This is a genomic window from Vibrio sp. V38_P2S17PM301 (assembly GCF_009904845.1).
GTDB lineage: Bacteria > Pseudomonadota > Gammaproteobacteria > Enterobacterales > Vibrionaceae > Vibrio > Vibrio proteolyticus.
Genome location: NZ_WXWO01000074.1, coordinates 1 through 23,153, shown reverse-complemented (window position 1 = coordinate 23,153; position 23,153 = coordinate 1). Strand labels below are relative to the sequence as shown.

The following is a 23,153-nucleotide window of genomic DNA, read 5'->3' as shown; positions in this document are numbered from 1 at the left end:
TAAATTGAAAAAAAACCATGTTAATAATTCGTACACATTCAAAGCGCGGATGGTTTTCCGGCGAGTGAGATCAGTTTAGTAACTTTGCTCTGTGGTTTTAGATTTAGTTAAGCAAAATCTCATTTGATGCGAATCCTTACTGACAAAGGGCTGGCGGATTTCCGGCTGGATACGTTAGTTTGTATTGAAGGATAGATTTAAATGTTACAAAATGTAGTGTTTTTTATGCGGTCTTTGTGGCTTTTATGTTGTGCTTTGTGTTAAGAAAAGGTGATTTTCTAGTGAAAAATAACACCATAGTGCAACTGTGTGCGTATTGATTTTTCACGCCCCAGACTGCATTATCCGCCCCGTCTAAAATGACGCTGCTTTGAGTAAACGCTCGATAAATGAGTGCTATCTCGACACGAACTGCACCCAAAAACTCTAACTATCACCTTGCTTGTAAGGATGTCAGCAAGCAGCTTGTGCATTTCGGAGCTAAGCTTTTCCAGTTAAGAGCAGCGCAAAACACCTATGAGAGGTTCTTGTGACAGACTTAATCAATTTGATGAACGATCTTCTTTGGGGATCGATTCTGGTTTATCTACTGGTCGGCGTAGGTATCTACTTCACGCTGCGTCTTGGTTTCATTCAGTTCCGCCATTTTGGCCACATGTTTAGTGTGCTGAAAAACAGCCGCAAAGCAGACAGTGCCGGTATTTCTTCTTTCCAAGCTCTGTGCACCAGTCTGGCTGCCCGCGTCGGTACCGGTAACATGGCGGGTGTCGCCGTGGCACTGACTGCTGGTGGTCCGGGTGCGATTTTCTGGATGTGGTTGATTGCGATGCTGGGGATGGCGACATCTTTTGCCGAAAGTACCTTGGCTCAGCTTTACAAAACACGTGACAAAGACGGCAACTACCGTGGTGGTCCGGCTTACTACATGGAAAAAGGCCTCGGTATGCGTTGGATGGGGATATTGTTCTCTGTCTTCCTGATCATTGCATTTGGTCTGGTGTTCAACGCGGTACAGGCGAACTCAATCACTAACGCAATGAACAACGCTTTCGGCGTGGAGCCTCTGCATGTGGGCATCGTGATTGTGTTGATTTCAGCGTTCGTTATCTTCGGTGGTATCCGTAAGATCGCCCGCACTGCGGAACTTATCGTGCCAGTCATGGCATTGGCATACCTGGTTCTGGCGTTCTTCGTGATGTTTGCCAACTACGAAAAAGTACCGGCAGCACTGGCGCTGATCGTGAAAAGTGCTTTTGGTTTCCAGGAAGCGGCGGCCGGTGGTCTGGGCTATGCGATTGCCCAGGCAATGATCAATGGTATCAAACGTGGTCTGTTCTCGAACGAAGCGGGTATGGGTTCTGCGCCAAACGCAGCCGCATCCGCCACACCGTATCCGCCACACCCTGCGTCTCAGGGTTATGTGCAGATGTTGGGTGTGTTTGTTGATACAATCGTGATCTGTACTGCAACGGTGGCCATCATCCTGATGTCGGGTGAATATGTCCCGCACGGTGAAATCACTGGTATCGAACTGACGCAGCGTGCGCTGAGCTCACAAGTGGGCGACTGGGGTGGCATCTTTGTAGCGGTAGCGATTTTCTTCTTCGCCTTTACCTCGATCATTGCGAACTACTCGTACGCTGAAACCAACCTGATCTTCCTCGAGCACAATAACAAGAAAGGTCTGATGGTGTTCCGTGTGATTGTTCTGGGCATGGTTATGTTTGGTTCTCTGGCCACACTGCCAACCGTATGGTCACTGGCGGACGTCTCGATGGGGCTGATGGCGATTGTCAACCTGGTAGCGATTCTGCTGCTGTCTGGCATCGTGATCAAACTGGCGAAAGACTACAACCGTCAGTTGGATGCTGGCAAAGTACCGACTTTTGATGCCAACGATTATCCAGAGCTGAAATCTCAGCTGGAAGAGGGTATCTGGGACAACAACCGGAAAAACTGATTGTTCCCCGCTATTACAATGATTGAAAAAGCCATGCAGACAATGCATGGCTTTTTTTATAAGCTAATAGCAAATCATAATCAGGAAAGAAAAGTCATGCTTATTGTAGTTTCTCCGGCCAAAACGCTCGACTATGAATCGCCACTGGCGACCGAAAACTATACCCAACCAGAACTGACGGAACACTCAGCCGAGTTGATCGAGGAGTGCCGTAAGCTGACCCCGGCGGATGTATCTGCATTGATGAAAGTCAGTGATAAAATTGCCGGGCTGAATGTGGCGCGTTTTGCCGAATGGAGCCCGACATTTACGCCGGATAATTCGCGTCAGGCGATTCTGGCGTTTAAAGGCGATGTCTATACCGGGCTGGACGCGCAAACGCTGAGCGATGCCGATTTTGAGTACGCTCAGAAACACCTGCGCATGCTCTCCGGACTGTATGGTTTGCTCAAGCCACTTGATCTGATGCAGCCTTACCGCCTTGAAATGGGTACCAAGCTGGCCAATGCCCGTGGTACGAATCTGTATCAGTTCTGGGATACGATTATTACCAATAAGCTGAACGATGCTTTGCAGGCTCAGGGCGATAATGTACTGATTAATCTGGCATCAAACGAGTATTTCAAAGCGGTGAAACCGAAACATCTCGACGGCCAAATCATTACACCAGTGTTTAAAGATTGTAAAAACGGCCAGTACAAAGTGATCAGTTTCTACGCCAAGAAAGCGCGTGGCATGATGGCTCGTTATATTATAGAGAACCGCATCGAGTCGGTCGCGCAGCTGACTCAGTTTGATACGGCCGGTTACTACTTCGTGGAAGAAGAATCGACGCCAACCGAACTGGTGTTCAAACGCGAAGAGCAGGCTTAACCGAGAGATTTTCAGGAGGCGGAAATGCTGACATGGTTCAAACGTGTACTGGCACGCTACGATGCCTGGTGTCAGTCGATGGGATTGACGCCGGAGAACAAACGCAGTTGCGTGCCTTATCGCAAGGATCCACTGCATGACAAGCGTGAATCCTGATTTTTCTCCTCTGTTCGACACGCATTGCCATTTCGACTTTGACGTGTTTGCCGACGATTTTCCCGCTCAGTTGTCGGCCGCGCGACGTCATGGTGTGACCCGTTTATTGCTGCCAGCTATTGGTCCGGATAACTGGCAGCGTCTGCTGACACTGAGCAGTGAACATCGCGAGCTGTTTATCGCTCTTGGTTGCCATCCCTATTTTCTCCATCGTTACCAATTGAGCGACTTGGATCGCTTAGCCAGCTTATTGACACGCCGTTCACAGCAGTGCGTGGCCGTGGGGGAGTGCGGGCTAGATTTTGCTATTGATGTTGAGGTCAGCTTGCAGGAGCAGTTTCTGTTGGCTCAGATTGCGCTGGCGGAGCAACATCGGCTGCCCTTGGTTTTACATTGCCGAAAAGCCCACAACCGATTGCTGCAACTGCTCAAGCAGACTCGCTTTTCTTATGGCGGTGTGCTGCACGGATTTGCAGGCAGTTACCAACAGGCCATGCAGTTTGTTGAGCTGGGATTTAAGATCGGAGTTGGTGGCACTATCACCTATAGTCGCGCAAAAAAGACGCGAAATGCGATTGCTCAATTGCCATTGGAGGCCTTAGTTCTGGAGACGGATTCTCCGGATATGCCACTGATGGGATACCAAGGTGAGCCCAATCACCCCAAGCGTTTAGCTCAGATACTGGAGGCATTGGTTGTACTGCGCCAAGAGGATAAGCAAACGGTTGCTAGTTCTGTTTGGAAAATAAGCAATCTGGCGTTCGGTATTTGTGAATAGTTTCTAAAGAAATTGTTCGTTGCCTACCCAGAAACCGGCCGAATAGTGATACATTTCACATTAATGAGTGAACGCATTATGAATCTTATAAGAAAGTGTGAGGGCGGCGTTACTTTATGTCTGACGGGCTGAGTATAATTGCCCGCGCTTAAGAGCTCCATTTTGTAACACGCCAACAAACAACTTATAAGGAAGTCATAAACTATGAGCCTGTTTATGAGCCTGATCGGCATGGCAGTACTGCTGGGAATTGCATACCTACTGTCAGACAACCGAAAAGCTATTAAATTAAGAACCGTGGGTGGTGCATTTGCTATCCAATTCGCAATCGGTGGTTTCGTTCTTTACGTACCATGGGGTCGTGACCTGCTGGCAGGTTTCTCTGCTGGTGTTCAGAACGTTATCGACTACGGTAAAGACGGCATCACTTTCCTGTTTGGCAGCCTGGTTAACTTCTCTGTTGACGGAATCGGCTTTATTTTTGCCTTCCAGGTGCTACCAACCGTTATCTTCTTCTCTGCACTGATCTCAGTTCTTTACTACCTGGGCGTCATGCAATGGGTCATCAAGATTTTAGGTGGCGGCCTACAAATGGCTCTGGGTACTTCACGTGCCGAGTCTATGTCTGCAGCGGCTAACATTTTCGTGGGTCAAACTGAAGCACCGTTGGTTGTGCGTCCGTTTGTACCTCGCATGACTCAGTCTGAGCTGTTTGCAGTAATGTGTGGTGGCCTGGCATCGGTAGCTGGTGGTGTTCTGGCGGGTTACGCATCAATGGGTGTGCCCCTTGAATATCTGGTTGCAGCGTCATTTATGGCGGCGCCAGGTGGTCTGCTGTTCGCTAAGATCATCAAGCCGGAAACGGAAGAAGCTAATGAAGATCTTGATGCTGATATCGATGGCGGTGACGACAAACCGGCAAACGTGATCGATGCAGCTGCTGGCGGTGCTTCTATGGGTCTGCAACTGGCTCTGAACATCGGTGCGATGTTGCTGGCATTCATCGGTTTGATCGCGCTGATCAACGGTATGCTGGGCGGCATCGGTGGCTGGTTGGGTCACCCTGAGCTGACTCTGGAACTGATCCTGGGTTGGGTATTTGCTCCACTGGCGTTTGTTATCGGTGTTCCATGGAGTGAAGCTACACTGGCTGGCTCTTTCATCGGTCAGAAACTGGTGGTAAACGAATTCGTAGCGTACCTGAACTTTGTGCCTTACGTGGGTGAAAATGCTCAAGTAGTCGCAGCAACAGGCGCGCAACTGTCTGAGAAGACAACGGCAATCATCTCGTTTGCTCTGTGTGGTTTTGCTAACCTGTCATCTATCGCTATTCTGCTGGGTGGTCTGGGTGGTATTGCTCCGAACCGTCGTCACGACATCGCTCGTTACGGTATGAAAGCGGTAGCAGCAGGCACACTGTCTAACCTGATGGCAGCAACAATTGCTGGCTTCTTCCTGTCTTTCTAAGTAAGTAGAGTCAGACTATATAGACGCCACGATAACTCGCCCCGTAGCAAGAGATTGCTGCGGGGCGTTTTTCGTTTTTCACGCTGCAAAAACACAGCGATGGAAAAACTGAGATACAAACCGTTTGCGCTCTCAGCTCAACTACAGTTTTGCGATAAATACCTATACTGTATATACGTAGAGAAAAGCGGGTCAGTACGATGCATGACGTAATCCTCGCAACCTTTGCCGGGTTCGTGGTTGGAGTCTTGTTTTCAGTCATCAAGTTGCCTGTTCCTGCCCCGCCTGTGTTGGCCGGAGTGATGGGAATTGTCGGGGTATACTTAGGTGGCGTGACGTATCAATGGATCATTGAGAAGTTTTTTAGCTAGCGCGGATTTATACAGGGAGTATGATTGGCGCTGGTGGTGGATTCGTCTGCCCGATATACACGTTAGACACCGCAATCGCAGATTGTTGTGCCATAGACCAAACTGGTACTGTGCGGTGACAAGGATAGCAATTGGCATGTATTCGCTGTATATGCCGAGTCTTCAGGGAACCAAGTCCGTTCATTAATGACTGTTCAGCCATATCACCATATCAGTGAGGCTGAAGGGTAAAATTTTTGAATATTGATCGGAGATAGAAATGAGCGATTTAAAAGCAGCCGCGCTACGCGCACTTAAATTAATGGATCTGACGACGTTGAATGATGATGACACTGATGCCAAGGTCATCCAACTTTGTCACGATGCTAAAACACCGGTAGGTACCACTGCTGCAATCTGTATTTACCCTCGCTTTATTCCTATTGCTAAGAAGACACTTCGTGAGCAAGGTACACCAGACGTTCGTATCGCAACGGTCACGAACTTCCCACATGGTAACGATGACATTGATATCGCTGTTGCTGAAACCAAAGCTGCCGTTGCTTACGGTGCGGATGAAGTTGACGTTGTATTCCCATACCGCGCGCTGATGGCCGGTGATGAGACAGTGGGTTTCGAGCTGGTAAAACAGTGTAAAGAAGCGTGTGGCGATATTTTGCTGAAAGTGATCATCGAAACGGGTGAGCTGAAAGAAGAAGCGCTGATCAAGAAAGCGTCACAAATCTGTATTGAAGCCGGTGCGGACTTCATTAAAACCTCAACCGGTAAGGTGGCGGTGAACGCTACACCGGAATACGCCCGCATGATGCTGGAAGTGATCCGTGACATGGGTGTTGCGGAAACAGTAGGCTTTAAGCCTGCAGGCGGTGTTCGCACTGCTGAAGACGCAGCACAGTACCTGGCAATGGCCGATGACATCCTGGGTGATCACTGGGTTGACGCGCGCCACTACCGCTTTGGTGCTTCAAGCCTGCTAACAAATCTACTGAATACATTAGAAGTAACGGACCAGGTCGCTGACCCTTCAGCGTACTGAGACTAACGTCTGAACGATGGTGAGCGAGCGCTCACCATCTTACCTCTTATCCTACATACCATGGCTCTGCACTCAGAGCTTGGGAGGCACTAATGTATTTACCTCAAGAAATTATCCGCAAAAAACGCGATGGCGAAGTTCTTACCGCCGACGAAATCAATTTCTTTATTCAGGGCGTGGCGAAAAATACGGTCTCGGAAGGGCAGATCGCTGCTTTCGCGATGACGATTTTCTTCAACGAGATGACCATGGATGAGCGGATTGCACTGACGTGTGCGATGCGCGACTCGGGCATGGTCATCGACTGGAGCCACATGAACTTTTCTGGCCCGATCGTGGATAAGCACTCCACCGGTGGTGTGGGGGATGTGACATCGCTAATGTTGGGGCCAATGGTCGCCGCTTGTGGCGGTTTTGTGCCTATGATTTCTGGCCGTGGTTTGGGTCACACCGGCGGAACGCTGGACAAACTGGAAGCGATTCCTGGTTACAACATTACACCGACCAATGATGTGTTTGGTGAGGTGACGAAGGATGCTGGCGTGGCGATTATTGGCCAGACTGGCGATCTTGCTCCGGCAGACAAACGGGTCTACGCCACACGTGATATTACTGCGACTGTGGATAACATCTCACTGATCACGGCATCGATTTTGTCGAAAAAACTGGCCGCGGGTCTGGACTCTCTGGTCATGGACGTCAAAGTCGGATCCGGAGCCTTTATGCCGACGTATGAGGCGTCGGAAGAGCTGGCCAAGTCGATTGTGGCAGTGGCTAACGGTGCCGGCACTAAGACCACGGCAATCCTGACGGACATGAACCAGGTTCTGGCGTCATCGGCGGGCAATGCGGTTGAAGTACGTGAAGCCGTGCAGTTCCTGACGGGGGAATACCGTAATCCTCGTCTGCTGGAAGTGACCATGGCACTGTGTGCTGAGATGTTGGTGCTGGGCAAACTGGCCACAGACAGCGACGATGCGCACGCTAAGTTGCAGCAAGTGCTGGATAACGGCAAAGCGGCTGAGTGTTTTGGCAAAATGGTCGCGGGCCTGGGTGGTCCGAAAGACTTTGTTGAACATTACGACAACTATCTGGAAAAAGCCGAGATTATTAAACCGGTGTACGCTGAACAATCCGGAGTTGTCAGTGCGATGGACACCCGCGCGATTGGTATGGCTGTCGTGGCGATGGGGGGGGGCCGCCGTGTGGCGACTGACAGCATCGACTACGCTGTCGGGTTTGATCACTTTATTCGCCTTGGCGAAACGGCCGGTGCCGACAAACCTCTGGCGATGATCCACGCACGAACTGAAGAGCAGTGGCAGGAAGCGGCCAAGGCTCTGCAAGCGGCGATTAAGGTGGGGGGAGAGTACACAGCAACCCCAGACGTATACCGTCAAATCCGCGCTGAAGACGTATAAACATCAACAAGGCCCACCGGTCGCTGACGTGTCCGGTGAGCCTGAGGAACAAGCAATGAAAAGAGCATTTATTTTAGTCCTGGACTCCTTTGGGATCGGTGCCGCTGCAGACGCAGAGCAATTTGGGGATGTTGGTTCAGACACGCTGGGTCATATTGCCGATCAGTGTGCGGCCGGTGAGGCCGACAATGCGCAGCGCCAGGGCGCGTTGACGTTGCCAAACCTGTCCAAGCTCGGGTTGGCGATGGCGCACAAAGAGTCCACTGGACGTTTCGCACCTGGTCTGGATCAGAACGCGGACATCATCGGCGCGTATGCGCACGCGGCAGAGCTCTCGTCAGGTAAAGATACGCCGTCAGGCCACTGGGAAATTGCCGGCGTACCTGTGTTGTTTGAATGGGGCTACTTTACCAACAAACAAAACAGCTTCCCGAAAGCCCTGACAGACCGCATCCTGGAGCGTGCCGGACTGGATGGTTTCCTTGGCAACTGCCACGCGTCTGGTACTCAGGTGCTGGACGATCTTGGTGAAGAGCACATGAAGACGGGCCAGCCAATCTTCTACACCTCTGCGGACTCGGTGTTCCAAATTGCCTGTCACGAAGAGACTTTCGGCCTGGATCGCTTGCTGGAGCTTTGCCAGATCGCACGTGAAGAGCTGGAAGATTACAACATTGGGCGTGTGATCGCGCGTCCGTTCATCGGCCCGGGTAAAGGGCAATTCGAGCGTACTGGCAACCGCCGTGATCTGTCTGTTGAGCCACCTTCTGCTACCGTGCTGCAAAAACTGGTGGATGAGAAGCAGGGCGATGTGGTGTCTATTGGTAAGATTGCCGATATTTACGCTCATTGTGGGATCACCAAGAAAGTAAAAGCGACCGGTATTCCGGCACTGTTCGACGCAACGGTCGAACAAATCCAGGCGGCGGGCGACAATACGATTGTCTTCACCAACTTCGTTGATTTTGATTCGGCGTACGGCCACCGCCGTGATGTTGCAGGCTACGCTGCCGCGCTGGAGTACTTTGACCTGCGTCTACCGGAAGTGCTGGACATCATGCAAGACGATGACGTGCTGATCCTGACGGCCGACCACGGCTGCGATCCAACCTGGCCTGGCACTGATCATACCCGTGAACATATCCCGGTGATCGTCTACGGTAAGAAAGTCGCACCGGGCTCGTTGGGCCGTCGTGACTCATTTGCCGACATCGGTCAGTCGCTGGCGTCCTATTTCGGAACCTCAGCGATGGATTACGGTAAGAACTTCCTGTAATACGAGCTGCGGCCACGAGCAGAGGCCGCCTGGAAATGAATCGAACGCCGGGCAACACTCCCGGCGACTCAGAAGAAAGGAATAAACAATGGCTACTCCACATATCAATGCTGAAATGGGTGCTTTTGCGGATGTTGTACTGATGCCGGGCGATCCATTGCGGGCGAAATACATAGCGGAAACGTTTCTGGATGACGTAGTGCAGGTGTGTGATGTGCGCAACATGTACGGTTTCACTGGTACTTATAAAGGTCGTAAAGTGTCGGTCATGGGGCACGGTATGGGTATTCCGTCGTGCTCTATCTACGCCACTGAGCTGATCAAAGATTTCGGTGTGAAGAAAATCATTCGCGTCGGTAGCTGTGGTGCGGTCAGCGAAGACATTAAAGTGCGTGATGTGGTGATCGGCATGGGCGCGTGTACCGATTCGAAAGTGAACCGTATCCGTTTCAAAGGCCACGACTTCGCGGCGATTGCAGACTACAAGATGGTGAAAGCAGCTGAGGAAGCGGCAACGGCACGTGGCATTGAAGTGAAGGTCGGTAACCTGTTCTCGGCAGAGCTGTTTTACACGCCGGATCCTGACATGTTTGACGTGATGGATAAATACGGCATTGTCGGTGTAGAGATGGAAGCGGCAGGCATCTACGGTGTCGCCGCCGAGTATGGCGCGAAAGCGCTGACCATCTGTACTGTCTCTGACCACATCAAAACGGGTGAGCAAACCACCTCGGATGAACGCCAAACCACGTTCAACGACATGATGGTGATCGCTCTCGACTCCGTATTGTTGGGTGATAAGCAGTAAGATTACCGGCTCTCAACGATAAAAACCTCAGCCATGGCTGAGGTTTTTTGTCTCGGAACAATTTGACGTTAGTGCGGCAGAATGTCGCGCAGCAGCAGGTTTTCCCCTTTGGCTTTTTTCTTACGTCGGATCACCAGCGGCAGCAGCAGACCGATGATGAAGCTTAGTAGGATCATGGTGTACATGTAGCGATCGCTTTTACGGTAATAGTGATCTGAAATCGCCGTTACTTTGCCAGTCTCAAACGTAACACGCACAAAACCGATCAGGTTATTCTCGTGAAAAACCGGCTCTACCAGTTGTTGGCGGCCGATGCGGGCCGTGGCCAGCGGGGTATCCAGTCCGAGAACTTCACGGGCGGATAAAGCATCATCACTGGCCGCCAGTCGTACACCTTCGGCATCGTAAATCGTCGCGTCAAACACCAGATTATCTTTCGCCAGTTGGTTCGTCAGTTTGAGCAGGCTTTCTTGATCCTGCTGGACGATCATGTCACCAGCCGACAATGATGCCTGAGAGATCAGAACCTTGGTCAGTGTTTCCAACTGATTGTTCTGGATCTTCTCGTTGCCTTTGCTGATTTTGACGCTGTTAACGGCGATCACACCGATCATGGCGATCAGGGACAGAACAATCAGGACCCGAAGGGCGACTCGAAACGAAAAAAGTGAAGAGTCCATAATATTCCTAACCACAATAATTTTGGTTTTCGCTCATATTGAGACTTGCGTAGTTAAATTGCAATAGGTTAACGTTTCAGAAGATTTAACAAAAATTCGGATACGGAACCGCAAACATGGAAAAGTTAACGACACTGCCGATCAGGCGCTATTCCTCATTGGTGAACCGCTTACCAGAAACCCGCCGCGCCACGTTGCATGACAAACAGCGTGCCAACTGGATAGTGTTTGGCGGCTACCTGACCGCAGAGCTGTTTGATGACATCGACTTCTTTACCGGTTATTACAACGCGGTAGTGGATTGTTGGAAGGTTGGGCCCTACGAAGTTGCTCTGATGGAAGGCGAGCTGACGGACGAGCATGAGAAAATCCTCCAAGCTATGGAGCTGGATTATGCCCGGCTGAATGATATTCCGGATCTGTCTAAACCGGGGTTGATCGTGATGGACATGGACTCGACCGCGATTCAGATCGAATGCATTGACGAGCTGGCCAAGCTGGCTGGCGTGGGGGAAGAAGTGGCGGAAGTGACCGAGCGGGCAATGCTTGGGGAACTGGACTTTGAACAAAGTTTGCGTCAGCGCGTGGCCAAATTGGCAGGAGCGGATGAAGCCATCCTAGACACCGTACGCCGCGATTTGCCCTTGATGCCGGATCTGCCCGAGTTGGTGAACACCCTCAACGCCATGGGCTGGAAAACCGCGATCGCTTCGGGCGGCTTTACTTATTTCTCCGATCATCTTAAGCAAACGCTGGGTCTGCATCATGCGCAGTCCAATCAATTAGAAATCGTTGCTGGTAAGCTGACGGGCAAGGTCGTCGGCGATGTCGTGTCGGCGCAGACGAAAGCGGACATTCTCGAACAGCTTGCCGATCAGTATGAGATAGAAGCGCACAACACGGTGGCGGTCGGTGATGGGGCGAACGATCTGGTGATGATGAAAGCTGCCGGTTTGGGCGTGGCGTATCATGCCAAACCGAAAGTGGAAGCTCAGGCTCAGTCTGCTGTGCGTTACAGCGGACTCGGTGGGGTGTTGTGTATCTTATCTGCCGGGCTGGTCAAGCAACAGAAAATCAGCTGGAAGCGTCAGCCTTAAACAAAAAAGCGAGGCTCAGCCTCGCTTTTTTTAACGTGTCAGTTCGAGCCTGATCAACACCTCTTCGGTGATATCTACGATCTCGCCATAACCGGCGATGGCGTTGATGTCCTTTTCCAGCGTCCGTGCCTGAAACAGGCTGATCGGCGCCAGCTCGGCGATGTCTTTGCGCAGTAGTTCGGTCATGGGGTCAAAGACCGGCACCCCGGAGAGTCGCAAAGCATAAAACTCACCGAAATTTTGTGCATTCTTGATAAACTCAATCCGCTCTTTGGTGCTGGTAAACTCACTCAATAGTTTGGTCTGAACCGACTGAATCCGGCTTCCGAACTTGATCGCAGCCAGATAAATTTCATGGTATTGCGGCTCCGCACCATCAATCCGTTTCATTGGTTGTGATAACAAGGTACTGCTGCGTCCTTTGAAGACCGGTTCTAACGACAGTTTGTGGTCATGGCCGAGTTTGGCAAACAATGCCAGATAGGGTTGGAGCGGGTAATTGACCCCAATCATTCTCGGGCAAAGCGTCGCGGCGCGCTTTTCGACAAAAATCGGTGAGCAGACCATTTTATCCAGCAACACATGATGCAGACTCTCCAGCAGTGCATTGCTGGGCAGCAGTTCCTGTTTGGCAGTCAGTTTATCCAGGTTATGTTCAATCAACCGGTTGAGGAAGGTGACGGTTTTGGCGGTTTCCCGGGTATCTTCAATCATCAGTTGTACGCGCCGTCCTTCCGGACTGATACGGATCACCCGATAAGGCACCCGGGTCAGCGGCAGTTCTTTGTCGTACAGCTGTAATTCGTGAAAATTAATGTAGCATTTGTCACCCACTTTCGCGTTGAGCCGCTCCGTCAGGTCCACAAATAGTCCGCGTTTCGAGATATCCAGTGTGCTACCGGCAATGAGTTGTTGCTGGAACCTCAGCTCTAACGGTGACTGAAACTGATAGCGCGGCTCTTTGCGCCGCGAGCGGGCATCAAAGTAAAGACTGAGTGGCTGGTTGGTGCTCTGGCGCGAGTGGCAGAACTTTTTCAAGGCGTTGGCATCCAGGCGCGGTTTGTCAGACAGCAGATAGTCGTGTGCTACTTCATGATTGGCGATTTCCTGCAAAATACCGCAGTGAGTCAGTGACTCGGTCGCCAAAGACAACTCCGTCGCGTGTTGGCTGAGTTCCTGACGCTCCTCTTCCGACAGTTCAAACACCGATAAACGGAAAGCTTTCCAGCTCTCGCGCTTAGCGCCGACATGCCAGAACAGTTGGCGCTCTTCTCGAGTGGCCTCCGGCATCATCATCGAGAAGAACAGACTCTTATCCTGATGTTCGTGGGTGAATGAGTAGAGCATATTGTTGCTACCGCGCATGCCCGGACGCGTCAGTAAGTCCATACGCTGTGCATTGAACAGGCTGCTCAGGGCTTGCTGATTGCGTTCGTCGTGCCAGTACTGCCAGATGGGCTGATTGTTCTCCGTCATCAGTACCAGTTTGAGTTCGTTACCACTGAAAAAGAGCGGCAGGTTGCAGGTGTGCTTGAGGTAGGTGTGTTCAAACCCGCGAGTACGGGCCCGAATGATTTTATCCTGATTGTCGTGACGGGCGCGTTGCGATTCACTGTGCAGTGCTTCAATGATCGCCAGTTCAATGGCTTTGGATTCGGTCAGGCGGATGGTGCGCAGAAATTTTACCGCGTCGTTGTCGTACGAGTCATCAATGCCAACCACCCGGTATTGAAACGGCTTGGCAATCCCGTCCACCGTTGAACTCTTACTCAGCTCAACAAATTGAACCGTGATGATCTCACCGAGTTTATAGTTGAACGCGGTTGGTACTTTAAAGCGTGCGCCGGAAGCGGACAGATCCACACTCACCCCATGCACCAACTGGGCGCTGGGCAGGATGATTTCCACTTGAGAAGAGAGTTTGAGCCGGTTCTCTTTGCGCTTCAGGTCATAGCCGAGCGTAACGGGCTCCAGCTCATACGGGCTTTTGGCGCTGGTAAGCTCGCGATCTGAACGCTGACCGCGCTGCTGCATGATGCGGAAATTATTGTGGGTGTTCTGCATCGCCTCCCACACGCCTTCGGTATAAGCGCCGAATTTTTTGATGTTTTTGTGATAGGCGTTGAACGCCACATCATCAAGCCAGTGCGAAAGACCGTCCAGCAGGTACTCACGGCACTCACCCTGAACCCGGCCGCGTAAGTCGATGGCTCGTGAGCAGGGGGCCATAATCCGGTTCAGTTCCATTTTGACCAGCAGGCGAAAGGCAGGCGAATGTCCTTCGGTCAGTTGTGAAAGCACGAAGTCAAAGTCGTCTGCCTGATAGGCAGGGATCAGCTGCTCTGCGAGCGAGAGAATTTCGGTTTGCTGCATATTTTTCTGTTAGAGTGTCCTTACTATATGACTCATCGGCCGTGATAATCAGATCTTGAGTCACTTCATAGACTGATTCAATAAGTGTTTTATCATTAAATTCAAAATCACGTCACAGACTTAGATAATTTAGGGGACAAATGGCAAAAGCAAAGCGTGCTTATGTGTGTAATGACTGCGGCGCCGATTTTCCGCGCTGGCAGGGTCAGTGCAACGCCTGTGGTTCATGGAACACCATTTCAGAGGTGCGTCTGGCAGCATCGCCGACTGTGGCGCGCAACGAGCGTTTAGCCGGTTACGCCGGTTCGGCGACGGAAGCTCAGGTTCAGACTCTGGCGGAGATCGATTTGCAGGAGGTGCCTCGTTTTACCAGTAGTTTCAAAGAGCTGGACCGGGTACTGGGCGGTGGCATTGTTCCGGGCGCTGCGATCCTGATCGGGGGTAATCCGGGAGCAGGTAAGTCGACGCTGTTGCTGCAGACCATGTGCCAGTTGTCGGCGCAGATGCCTACGCTGTATGTGACCGGGGAAGAATCATTGCAACAGGTCGCGATGCGGGCTTCACGCCTTGGGTTGCCAAAAGACAACCTGAAAATGTTGTCGGAGACAAACGTTGACCGAATCTGCCAGGTGGCCGAAAAAGAGCAGCCGCGCATCATGGTGATTGACTCCATTCAGGTGATGCACGTCTCTGATGTTCAATCTTCCCCGGGCAGTGTGGCGCAGGTTCGTGAATCTGCCACTGCCCTGACGCGTTACGCTAAGCAAAACAATGTCGCGGTGTTCATCGTCGGTCACGTGACAAAGGACGGCACACTGGCCGGGCCGAAAGTGCTGGAGCACATTATTGACTGCTCTGTGTTGCTCGATGGTGGTACGGATAGCCGTTTTCGCACCTTGCGCAGCCACAAAAACCGTTTTGGGGCGGTGAATGAACTTGGGGTGTTCGCCATGACCGGTCAGGGTCTGCGTGAAGTCAGCAACCCGTCGGCAATCTTCCTGTCGCGGGGAGAAGAAGAAACCTCCGGCAGTTCGGTCATGGTGGTCTGGGAAGGGACCCGGCCTTTGCTGGTTGAGATTCAGGCGCTGGTGGATTATTCCCAACTGGCGAATCCGCGCCGGGTCGCGGTGGGCTTGGAGCAAAACCGGCTCTCACTTTTATTAGCGGTGCTGCATAAGCACGGCGGTTTGCAGATGGCGGACCAAGACGTGTTTGTGAACGTGGTTGGTGGCGTCAAGGTCACCGAAACCAGCGCTGATCTGGCGTTGTTGATGGCGCTGTTGTCGAGCTTTCGTGATCGTCCGTTGCCAAAAGACGTGGTCGTATTTGGTGAAGTCGGGTTAGCAGGCGAAATCCGACCAGTACCAAGTGGTCAGGAACGATTGAATGAGGCGTTCAAACACGGCTTTAAAAAGGCGATTGTGCCTGCCGCGAATATGCCCAAAGGTGGCATCGAGGGGATGCAAATCCACGGCGTGAAAAAGTTATCTGAGGCGATTGAAGCGTTTGATGAGCTGTAACTCTGGTATGATTTCCTGTTGCAAATCCGCGTGATGCCAGAAGAGTGGCGACATAAAATCCGATTTTTGACTATGATTTTGGGGTGGTGTTTTCTACCCCAATGTTTTTTTTCGTCCAACGGCACGCAAAGGTATCAGTATTGACAGAATATGATATACTCTGCGCGCACTTTATACCTTATTAACAGAGTAAGACAATGACTGATTTATCAAAATACAGAAACATTGGTATTTTTGCTCACGTAGATGCGGGTAAAACTACCTCTACAGAGCGTATCCTTAAGCTAACTGGTAAGATCCACAAGATCGGTGATACTCACGACGGTTCAACTACTACTGACTTCATGGAGCAGGAAGCTGAACGTGGTATTACAATCCAGTCTGCGGCAACTACTTGTTTCTGGAACGATCACCGTCTAAACATCATCGATACTCCTGGACACGTTGACTTCACAATCGAAGTTTACCGTTCTCTGAAAGTACTTGACGGTGGTATCGGTGTATTCTGTGGTTCTGGTGGTGTTGAGCCTCAGTCAGAAACTAACTGGCGTTACGCTGACGAATCTCACGTATCACGTCTGATTTTCGTTAACAAACTGGACCGTATGGGCGCTGACTTCTACAAAGTTGTAGATCAGGTACAAAACGTTCTAGCGGCAACTCCTCTAGTAATGACTCTGCCTATCGGTATCGAAGAAGATTTCGTTGGTGTTGTTGACGTACTAAGCCAGAAAGCATACGTATGGGATGATTCTGGTCAGCCAGAGAACTACGAAGTTCAAGACATCCCTGCAGACATGGTAGAGAAAGCTGCTGAATACCGTGAAATGCTGATCGAAACTGCTGTTGAGCAAGACGACGACCTGATGATGGCTTACATGGATGGCGAAGAGCCTTCTCTGGAAGACATCAAACGTTGTATCCGTAAAGGTACTCGTGATCTGGCATTCTTCCCAACTTACTGTGGTTCAGCGTACAAGAACAAAGGTATCCAACTTATTCTTGACGCGGTAGTAGATTACCTACCATCGCCAACAGAAGTAGATCCTCAGCCTCTGACTGACCCAGACACAGGTGAAGCGACTGGTGAAGTTGCGACTGTATCTGCAGATGAGCCACTAAAAGCGCTTGCGTTCAAGATCATGGACGACCGTTTCGGTGCTCTGACCTTCATCCGTATCTACTCAGGTAAGATGAAGAAAGGCGATACCATCCTGAACTCTGCAACTGGTAAAACAGAGCGTATCGGCCGTATGGTTGAGATGCACGCTGACCAGCGTAACGAGATCGATGCAGCACAAGCTGGTGACATCATCGCTGTTGTTGGTATGAAGAACGTTCAGACTGGTCACACTCTGTGTGATCCAAAACACGAATGTACTCTGGAACCAATGATCTTCCCAGAACCAGTAATCTCTATCGCAGTTAAGCCTAAAGACAAGGGCGGCAGCGAGAAGATGGGTATCGCGATCGGTAAGATGGTTGCAGAAGATCCATCATTCCAGGTTGAAACTGACGAAGATTCAGGCGAAACCATCCTGAAAGGTATGGGTGAACTTCACCTGGACATCAAGGTAGATATCCTAAAGCGTACTTACGGCGTTGAGCTGGAAGTAGGTGCTCCACAGGTAGCTTACCGTGAAACCATCACTCAGCCTGTTGAAGACAGCTACACGCACAAGAAACAGTCTGGTGGTTCTGGTCAGTTCGGTAAGATCGATTACCGCATCAAACCAGGTGAGCCAAACTCTGGCTTCACGTTCTCTTCATCAGTAGTTGGTGGTAACGTTCCTAAAGAATTCTGGCCTGCAATCGAAAAAGGTTTTGCTGGCATGATGGAAAACGGTGTTCTGGCTGGCTTCCCAACGCTAGACGTTGAAGTTGAGCTGTTCGACGGTGGTTTCCACGCAGTTGACTCATCAGCAATCGCGTTCGAAATCGCAGCGAAAGGCGCATTCCGTCAGTCTATGCCTAAAGCGGGCCCGCAGCTTCTTGAGCCAATCATGAAAGTTGACGTGTTCACTCCAGAAGATCACGTTGGTGACGTAATCGGTGACCTGAACCGTCGTCGTGGTATGATCAAAGACCAACAAGCTGGTACTACTGGCGTACGTATCAAGGGTGATGTACCTCTGTCAGAAATGTTCGGCTACATCGGTACTCTACGTACAATGACTTCTGGTCGTGGTCAGTTCTCTATGGAGTTCTCACACTACGCACCATGTCCGTCAAACGTTGCTGAGCAAGTAATCGCAGAAGTTAAAGAGCGTAACGCTAAGAAGTAATTCTTTGGGTTAAGTTAAGCGATTGACAAAAGCCCCGTAAGTGAAAGCTTACGGGGCTTTTTTATGTCTGTTGTCTTGTGCAGTTCTGCTCAGATGGTGTGGATACCACGTTAGTATTTGGCTTCAATCACCGTCAGATTATACTGAGCTTCACATTGAAATTGTGCCGCCTGCTCCTCAATCCACTCACAGAACAGGGCGATTTTAGGACGCCGGAAATAGCCTGCAGGAGCACACAAATAATATTGGTATTCCGGCCTCAGGGCGATATCACCGATCCGAACCAGTTTGCCTTCCTGAATATAACGAAACGCCAGACTGTGTTTGGTCAGGGCGACCCCCTGAACGGCCAGCGCGCCTTCCAGAACGAACTGTGAGCCATGGTACTGTATGGTCGGTTTGGGTAACTGACCAATGTTTTTCAGCCATACGTCCCAATTAATGTCCGGCCAGGTATCTTCAATCAGTTCGGCACGGTGCAGGTCGTCAAGCTGATAGATGTCGTGCTGCTGTTGGTAGAGTGGATGGCACACCGGGTAGAGCACTTCGTCCATGAACAGGCGCGATTCCAGATTCGGATAGTGGCCGCGGCCATAACGAATACAGATGTCGACATTCGAGTCTTGAAAATTGATCAGTTCATTGCGCGGCTCAATCAACATCGCCAACTCTGGATGTTGCTGGCGGAACTGACCAATACGGGGCACCAGCCAATGTTGGGCAAACGATGGCAGGGTTGAAATCGAGAGTTGGTTCGGGTTGGGATCCTGGTTTACCTGACGCACGCCGTCCTGAATGTGATCGAAACCACGCTTAGTCTGCTGATACAAAATGCCGCCTTCCGCGGTGAGCTTGACACGCCGGTGTTGCCTGATGAACAGCTCAACCCCCAACCAATCTTCCAACTGGCGGATCTGCTGACTGACCGCTGCGGCGGTCACAAACAACGCTTCTGCGGCCAGTTTGAAACTACCCAATTCGGCAGCGGTATAGAAGTAATACAACCCTTGCAGAGGAGGCATGCGTTCTTTCACTTAAGTTCTCCTTAACTTAGTGCCAGTGAGTATCGTTTGTCGAAATGGCAGATAACGTTAATTATTAGTCATACAAACGCTGCTTACAAGGAGGCTGTATGAACACAGTTATCACTACACACCAGAGAGAATCCCAAAAAGTAACTGGTACTTTTGTTAAGAATTACTTTTGCCAGTTAAAACGTTGGCATCACAACTACCGTTCGCGTCGTCACTTGAATGAATTGCCGCCTCACCTGTTGGATGATTTGGGATTGAGCCCTGATCAGGTAGCATCTGAAGTAAGTAAGCCGTTCTGGCGCAACTGAATCATCGGCTGAGCTGAGCCACTTCACGGTGCAGCCAGCCGGTAAATGCTTCTATCCGGGCACGGCGGGAGGAGCCGGGATCGTGGAACAGGGTATATCGCACGCCAGGTGACATACCGATGTCAAACGGCTTGACCAGTAAGCCGCGTTCCACGAAATCGCCCGCCAGACTGTCGGTGCCCAGACACACACCGTGTCCCGCCATCACCGCACTGAGCCCCATATCAAAGGTACCGACTTCCATCCATTGAACCTTCTCTTCGCTCATTTCAACTCCGGCTTCGTGAAACCAGTTCTTCCAGGTGAAGTTTTTTGTATCCACTCCGTGGATAAGCCAACATTGCAAAAGCTGCTCGGGGTGTGTTAGTTGCATCGAGCCGGCCAGTTCAGGGGAACAGAACGGATAAACCGCTTCCTCGTACAGCACCTCTTTACATAGATTGGCGCCGAGATCGGTGGTCAGCCCTTGACGGATTGCCACATCGACTTCGCCGTATTTTATCACCGGGTGTTCCGTCGTGGCGTAAACCCGGATCGGGATCAGTGGGTGCTCCATGGTGAATTTCCAGAGTTTCGGCATCAGCCAACGGGAAGCAAAAGAAGGCGTGGTGTTCACGGTCAGCATGCCTTCCAGTGGCTCGGACTGAATCGCGTTCAGGCCATTCAGAATGTGTTCGAATCCATTACTGACTTGCTGATAGAGAGTGGTCCCTTTGGCGGTCAGACGCATGTCTAGCCCTTGACGAACGAATAATTTGCACGCCAGTTCATCTTCGAGTTGACGTATTTTCTGACTGACCGCCGCCTGGCTGATGTGCAGCTCCAGAGCGGCCTTACTGTAACTTTGGTGACGGGCTGCGGCCTCGAAATAACGCAGCGCGGCAAGGTGCCTGAGTCGATTGTCCATAATCTGTGCTTATAGTGATTGTCATGAATGATCGTTCGTTATCTTAGCGGAACCACACCATAATTCGTTGAAAAAGCGGAGAGTAAAGGTGGGAAGCGCAATGAAGATCGCAATTAACTGGCATTTTGAATTGATATGGAGTTTGAACAAGGAAAGCCTGACTTATAAAGAACCTAAGCCATCGTCGAATGAGTATGCGTTATTGAATCCGCATCTACAACGTGATACCGGCTTAAATTCTTCACATCAGGCAAGTCGTCACTACAGTGATTTTCTCTAATTGGCGCTGGGGCACATTGGTGAAAAGTGAGAAGATGGAACAGATAGAAAGAAAAAAGCTGCCTCATCAGGGCAGCTTTTATGTTGTGCGTTATTCTTCCCACACGACCAGTTGACCTTTCGGCCAGTTCTGACCCATGTCGTGGTACTTCTGCTCCAGAAGGTGGCGTTTGATCTTCAAAGTGGGGGTCAGAATACCGTTTTCGATACTCCACGGCTCTTTGATCATGAGCACCCCTTTGATCTGTTCATGCGATTCCAACTCTGAGTTCATGCGATCGATGACTTTTTTGGTGGTGCGTTCATAACGGGCACGATCAAAGTTAGGAAAATCATGCGGAACCACCAGAAGGATCGGCGCAGGTAGCCCCAGTCCAATCAAACACATCATTTCGACACGACTGTATTCAAAAAGCTTTTTCTCAATGGGAACCGGAGAGACAAATTTGCCCTTCGCCGTTTTAAAGGTGTCTTTTTTACGCCCCATGATCGTCAGGTAGCCGTCTTGGTCAATCTTGCCGATGTCACCCGTGTGTAACCAGCCGTTGTCATCAAACGCTTCCTGGGTCGCGATGTCGTTCTTGTAGTATCCGGAGAACAGCCCTTTTCCTCGCACCATGATCTCTTCATCGGCGGCAATACGCAGTTCAATACCGGGTCCGGCATTCCCGACGGTACCGATTTTATCGGCGCGGAATGGATAGTTAAGTGTGCTGTAGGCAAATGATTCCGTCATCCCCCAGGCCTCAGTAATGTTCAGGCCGACGCTGCGATACCATTCCAGCAGCGCGGGTGAAACCGGGGCGGAGCCACAACCGAGGACACGAGCCTGATCCAGACCCAGACCGTCGGCAAGTTTTTTCTTGATCAGGGTATTGATGAACGGAATTTTGAGCAAAAGATTGAGCTTTCTCTGTGGCAGTTTGTCCTGAATACGTTGCTGAAACAGGGTCCACAAACGAGGCACCGAGATAAACAGGGTTGGGCGCTGCATTTTTACATCTTCAATGAAGGTGTCCAGCGACTCGGGAAAAGCCGTCGGGACACCGCCCATGATTGACGAGCCAAAGATGTAAACACGCTCGGTAATGTGCGCCAGCGGCAGATACGAGAACAGACGATCGTTTTCTTCGATACCGATATGATTGATCAGCTGCTGCGCCGACCAACTGAACGCGCCATAGGTGAGCATGGCCCCTTTGGGTAAGCCGGACGTACCCGAGGTGTACACCAGAGACATCAGTTTATCATCGTAATGTTGTGGACGTTCTGAGCTGGGTTGCGACTGGGCGAGCAACTGTTTGTACTGATGTTGGCACTTAGGCGCTGAGTCATAGGGTAGTGCAATGCTGATGAGATCTGGTATGGCATCGATGACTTGCTGAGTGGCGTCAGCATTGTCCAGTTTGCCGCCGATCAGGGCTTTACTTTCACTGTGAGTGACGCAGTACTCAATGGTGTCAGCCCCTGCCGTAGGGAAGATCGGTACGCTGATGTAATCGCCCAGCATCATGGCCAGATCACAAATAAACCATTCGGCACAGTTCTTTGATACCAGGGCGACTTTGTCGCCTGGATGAACGCCCAGTTCTCTGAGGGCGGTCACCAGGCGTAATGCCTGATCGGCGACCTCTGCATAGGTGTACTCAACAAACTGGCGATTAATGATCTGTTTTAGATAGACTTCATTTGGGCGTTCCTCTGCCCATTTTAAAATCATTTCATTGGGTGGCGGGAGAGCGCAGGTTGTTTTGCTTAACTCGTTAGGCTGAATCATTCTCTAACTCCGTGTTATTGGCAAATTGGTTTAATAATTATTATGTTAAAAGCTTGTTAAGATTAGCATGTTGCCTTTTCTTTGGAAATCAAGATTAACGGGTTAGAGACAAGAGAGTGATCTGGTTAATGTAATTGGCGATACACGCCGGGTGAAACCCCAGTTCGCTTCTTGAAGATGCGAGAAAAGTAAGAGATATCACGATACCCACATTGATAGGCGACAAACGCAATTTTGGCTTTTCTGTCTTCCAACAGGATCTTTTTTGCCAATGAAATCCGCTTTTCAATCAGGTAGTCGCGAAAACTTTGCCCCATTACTTTATGAAACAGTTTGGAAAAGTAGGTCACAGAGTAGTGGCATTTGGCCGCCGCATCCTCCTCTCTGATGGTGGTACTCAGGTTGGAATCAATAAAACGCACGATCCGCATGATCTCATCACTGGGATGGGAGTTTAGTACCGGGGTTTGTTGAGAAACATCCTCTTGCTTGAGCAACCTATGAGTGAGGGTCATTAACCAATTCTCAAATATGGAGTAATTCAGATCACAGTGATCAAGCACAACTTTCAATTCCAGAAACTCGTGATTGATTTCTCCGTTGTAGATTAACACCAAGTTTTTATTCAAGTTCTGGCAAATTTTTATCGCAGTTAATAATAAATTTTGATTCTGATTAGGATCGTAATAAAAAAAACAAAATGTAATTGCAGGCTCACTTAAAATAGAAACATCACTACCGCTATCG

General features: G+C 50.5%; 20 protein-coding genes. 14 read left to right on the top strand and 6 right to left on the bottom strand.

Features of this window, described 5'->3' with window-relative positions:
* The first annotated feature begins 529 nt into the window (after positions 1–529).
* The 10 genes from CAG64_RS16010 (at position 530) to deoD (ending at position 10,146) form a co-directional block, all read left to right on the top strand.
* Positions 530–1,960 carry an amino acid carrier protein gene (locus CAG64_RS16010; RefSeq protein ID WP_161453609.1) on the top strand — a complete coding sequence of 477 codons (1,431 nt, stop codon included), beginning with the start codon at positions 530–532 and terminating at the stop codon, positions 1,958–1,960.
* Positions 1,961–2,056: 96 nt separating this feature from the next.
* Positions 2,057–2,833, top strand: coding sequence for a peroxide stress protein YaaA (gene yaaA / locus CAG64_RS16005; protein ID WP_021705963.1), 777 nt, complete (start codon positions 2,057–2,059; stop codon positions 2,831–2,833).
* A 24-nt stretch (positions 2,834–2,857) separates the two neighbouring features.
* Positions 2,858–2,989: a DUF5363 family protein gene (locus CAG64_RS16000; protein ID WP_021705962.1), complete on the top strand. Its 132-nt coding sequence runs from the start codon at positions 2,858–2,860 to the stop codon at positions 2,987–2,989.
* Entirely contained in the window at positions 2,970–3,767 is a 798-nt protein-coding gene (locus CAG64_RS15995) for a TatD family hydrolase (RefSeq protein WP_021705961.1), read from the top strand. Before CAG64_RS16000 ends, CAG64_RS15995 begins: the two co-directional genes overlap by 20 nt.
* Before the next feature lie 204 nt (positions 3,768–3,971).
* Entirely contained in the window at positions 3,972–5,234 is a 1,263-nt protein-coding gene (locus CAG64_RS15990) for a NupC/NupG family nucleoside CNT transporter (protein WP_021705960.1), read from the top strand.
* A gap of 200 nt (positions 5,235–5,434) precedes the next feature.
* On the top strand, positions 5,435–5,605 hold the full coding sequence (locus CAG64_RS15985; RefSeq protein ID WP_021705959.1) for a XapX domain-containing protein: 171 nt from the start codon (positions 5,435–5,437) through the stop codon (positions 5,603–5,605).
* Between the two features lie 259 nt (positions 5,606–5,864).
* The gene (gene deoC / locus CAG64_RS15980) at positions 5,865–6,641 is read left to right on the top strand and encodes a deoxyribose-phosphate aldolase (RefSeq protein WP_021705958.1); all 777 of its coding nucleotides are present in this window, start codon (positions 5,865–5,867) and stop codon (positions 6,639–6,641) included.
* Between the two features lie 92 nt (positions 6,642–6,733).
* Positions 6,734–8,062, top strand: a complete 1,329-nt coding sequence (gene deoA / locus CAG64_RS15975; RefSeq protein WP_161488635.1) for a thymidine phosphorylase — start codon at positions 6,734–6,736, stop codon at positions 8,060–8,062.
* 55 nt (positions 8,063–8,117) lie between these two features.
* The gene (deoB, locus tag CAG64_RS15970; RefSeq protein WP_161488636.1) at positions 8,118–9,338 is read left to right on the top strand and encodes a phosphopentomutase; all 1,221 of its coding nucleotides are present in this window, start codon (positions 8,118–8,120) and stop codon (positions 9,336–9,338) included.
* 88 nt (positions 9,339–9,426) lie between these two features.
* Positions 9,427–10,146: a purine-nucleoside phosphorylase gene (gene deoD, locus CAG64_RS15965; protein WP_021705955.1), complete on the top strand. Its 720-nt coding sequence runs from the start codon at positions 9,427–9,429 to the stop codon at positions 10,144–10,146.
* A gap of 68 nt (positions 10,147–10,214) precedes the next feature.
* Here deoD and CAG64_RS15960 read toward each other — a convergent pair whose 3' ends face one another.
* Complete coding sequence (locus CAG64_RS15960) at positions 10,215–10,826, bottom strand: YtjB family periplasmic protein (protein ID WP_161488637.1); 612 nt, start codon at positions 10,824–10,826, stop codon at positions 10,215–10,217.
* Positions 10,827–10,942: 116 nt separating this feature from the next.
* On the opposite strand from CAG64_RS15960, the gene serB reads away from it, so the two are divergent.
* Positions 10,943–11,923: a phosphoserine phosphatase gene (gene serB, locus CAG64_RS15955; protein WP_021705953.1), complete on the top strand. Its 981-nt coding sequence runs from the start codon at positions 10,943–10,945 to the stop codon at positions 11,921–11,923.
* A 30-nt stretch (positions 11,924–11,953) separates the two neighbouring features.
* Here serB and CAG64_RS15950 read toward each other — a convergent pair whose 3' ends face one another.
* Positions 11,954–14,296, bottom strand: coding sequence for a PilZ domain-containing protein (locus tag CAG64_RS15950; protein WP_161488638.1), 2,343 nt, complete (start codon positions 14,294–14,296; stop codon positions 11,954–11,956).
* Between the two features lie 140 nt (positions 14,297–14,436).
* Between CAG64_RS15950 and radA the strand changes: the two genes are divergently transcribed.
* A complete protein-coding gene (gene radA / locus CAG64_RS15945; protein WP_161488639.1) occupies positions 14,437–15,816 on the top strand; it encodes a DNA repair protein RadA in 1,380 nt (459 codons plus the stop codon).
* Positions 15,817–16,013: 197 nt separating this feature from the next.
* Entirely contained in the window at positions 16,014–18,101 is a 2,088-nt protein-coding gene (fusA, locus tag CAG64_RS15940; protein WP_021705950.1) for an elongation factor G, read from the top strand.
* A gap of 110 nt (positions 18,102–18,211) precedes the next feature.
* Here the strand turns inward: fusA and CAG64_RS15935 are convergent, their stop codons facing one another.
* On the bottom strand, positions 18,212–19,135 hold the full coding sequence (locus CAG64_RS15935; protein WP_161488640.1) for a LysR substrate-binding domain-containing protein: 924 nt from the start codon (positions 19,133–19,135) through the stop codon (positions 18,212–18,214).
* Positions 19,136–19,233: 98 nt separating this feature from the next.
* Between CAG64_RS15935 and CAG64_RS15930 the strand changes: the two genes are divergently transcribed.
* Positions 19,234–19,443 (top strand): DUF1127 domain-containing protein, encoded by a 210-nt coding sequence (locus CAG64_RS15930; protein ID WP_161488641.1) that lies wholly within the window; start codon positions 19,234–19,236, stop codon positions 19,441–19,443.
* 1 nt (position 19,444) lies between these two features.
* Here CAG64_RS15930 and CAG64_RS15925 read toward each other — a convergent pair whose 3' ends face one another.
* From CAG64_RS15925 to CAG64_RS15915, 3 genes are all read right to left on the bottom strand, one after another.
* Positions 19,445–20,350, bottom strand: a complete 906-nt coding sequence (locus CAG64_RS15925; RefSeq protein WP_161488642.1) for a LysR substrate-binding domain-containing protein — start codon at positions 20,348–20,350, stop codon at positions 19,445–19,447.
* A 370-nt stretch (positions 20,351–20,720) separates the two neighbouring features.
* A complete protein-coding gene (locus CAG64_RS15920; protein ID WP_021705945.1) occupies positions 20,721–22,406 on the bottom strand; it encodes an AMP-binding protein in 1,686 nt (561 codons plus the stop codon).
* Positions 22,407–22,531: 125 nt separating this feature from the next.
* On the bottom strand, positions 22,532–23,153 hold a 622-nt coding region (locus CAG64_RS15915), incomplete at its 5' end, for a helix-turn-helix domain-containing protein (protein WP_202602289.1).

What these genes read in the sequence shown, in the direction of transcription:
- yaaA (WP_021705963.1), top strand. Translation starts at nt 2,057, where the DNA reads ATGCTTATTGTAGTTTCTCCGGCCAAAACGCTCGACTATGAATCGCCA.
- CAG64_RS16000 (WP_021705962.1), top strand. Translation starts at nt 2,858, where the DNA reads ATGCTGACATGGTTCAAACGTGTACTGGCACGCTACGATGCCTGGTGT.
- CAG64_RS15995 (WP_021705961.1), top strand. Translation starts at nt 2,970, where the DNA reads ATGACAAGCGTGAATCCTGATTTTTCTCCTCTGTTCGACACGCATTGC.
- CAG64_RS15990 (WP_021705960.1), top strand. Translation starts at nt 3,972, where the DNA reads ATGAGCCTGTTTATGAGCCTGATCGGCATGGCAGTACTGCTGGGAATT.
- CAG64_RS15985 (WP_021705959.1), top strand. Translation starts at nt 5,435, where the DNA reads ATGCATGACGTAATCCTCGCAACCTTTGCCGGGTTCGTGGTTGGAGTC.
- deoC (WP_021705958.1), top strand. Translation starts at nt 5,865, where the DNA reads ATGAGCGATTTAAAAGCAGCCGCGCTACGCGCACTTAAATTAATGGAT.
- deoA (WP_161488635.1), top strand. Translation starts at nt 6,734, where the DNA reads ATGTATTTACCTCAAGAAATTATCCGCAAAAAACGCGATGGCGAAGTT.
- deoB (WP_161488636.1), top strand. Translation starts at nt 8,118, where the DNA reads ATGAAAAGAGCATTTATTTTAGTCCTGGACTCCTTTGGGATCGGTGCC.
- deoD (WP_021705955.1), top strand. Translation starts at nt 9,427, where the DNA reads ATGGCTACTCCACATATCAATGCTGAAATGGGTGCTTTTGCGGATGTT.
- CAG64_RS15960 (WP_161488637.1), bottom strand. Translation starts at nt 10,826, where the DNA reads ATGGACTCTTCACTTTTTTCGTTTCGAGTCGCCCTTCGGGTCCTGATT.
- serB (WP_021705953.1), top strand. Translation starts at nt 10,943, where the DNA reads ATGGAAAAGTTAACGACACTGCCGATCAGGCGCTATTCCTCATTGGTG.
- CAG64_RS15950 (WP_161488638.1), bottom strand. Translation starts at nt 14,296, where the DNA reads ATGCAGCAAACCGAAATTCTCTCGCTCGCAGAGCAGCTGATCCCTGCC.
- radA (WP_161488639.1), top strand. Translation starts at nt 14,437, where the DNA reads ATGGCAAAAGCAAAGCGTGCTTATGTGTGTAATGACTGCGGCGCCGAT.
- fusA (WP_021705950.1), top strand. Translation starts at nt 16,014, where the DNA reads ATGACTGATTTATCAAAATACAGAAACATTGGTATTTTTGCTCACGTA.
- CAG64_RS15930 (WP_161488641.1), top strand. Translation starts at nt 19,234, where the DNA reads ATGAACACAGTTATCACTACACACCAGAGAGAATCCCAAAAAGTAACT.
- CAG64_RS15925 (WP_161488642.1), bottom strand. Translation starts at nt 20,350, where the DNA reads ATGGACAATCGACTCAGGCACCTTGCCGCGCTGCGTTATTTCGAGGCC.
- CAG64_RS15920 (WP_021705945.1), bottom strand. Translation starts at nt 22,406, where the DNA reads ATGATTCAGCCTAACGAGTTAAGCAAAACAACCTGCGCTCTCCCGCCA.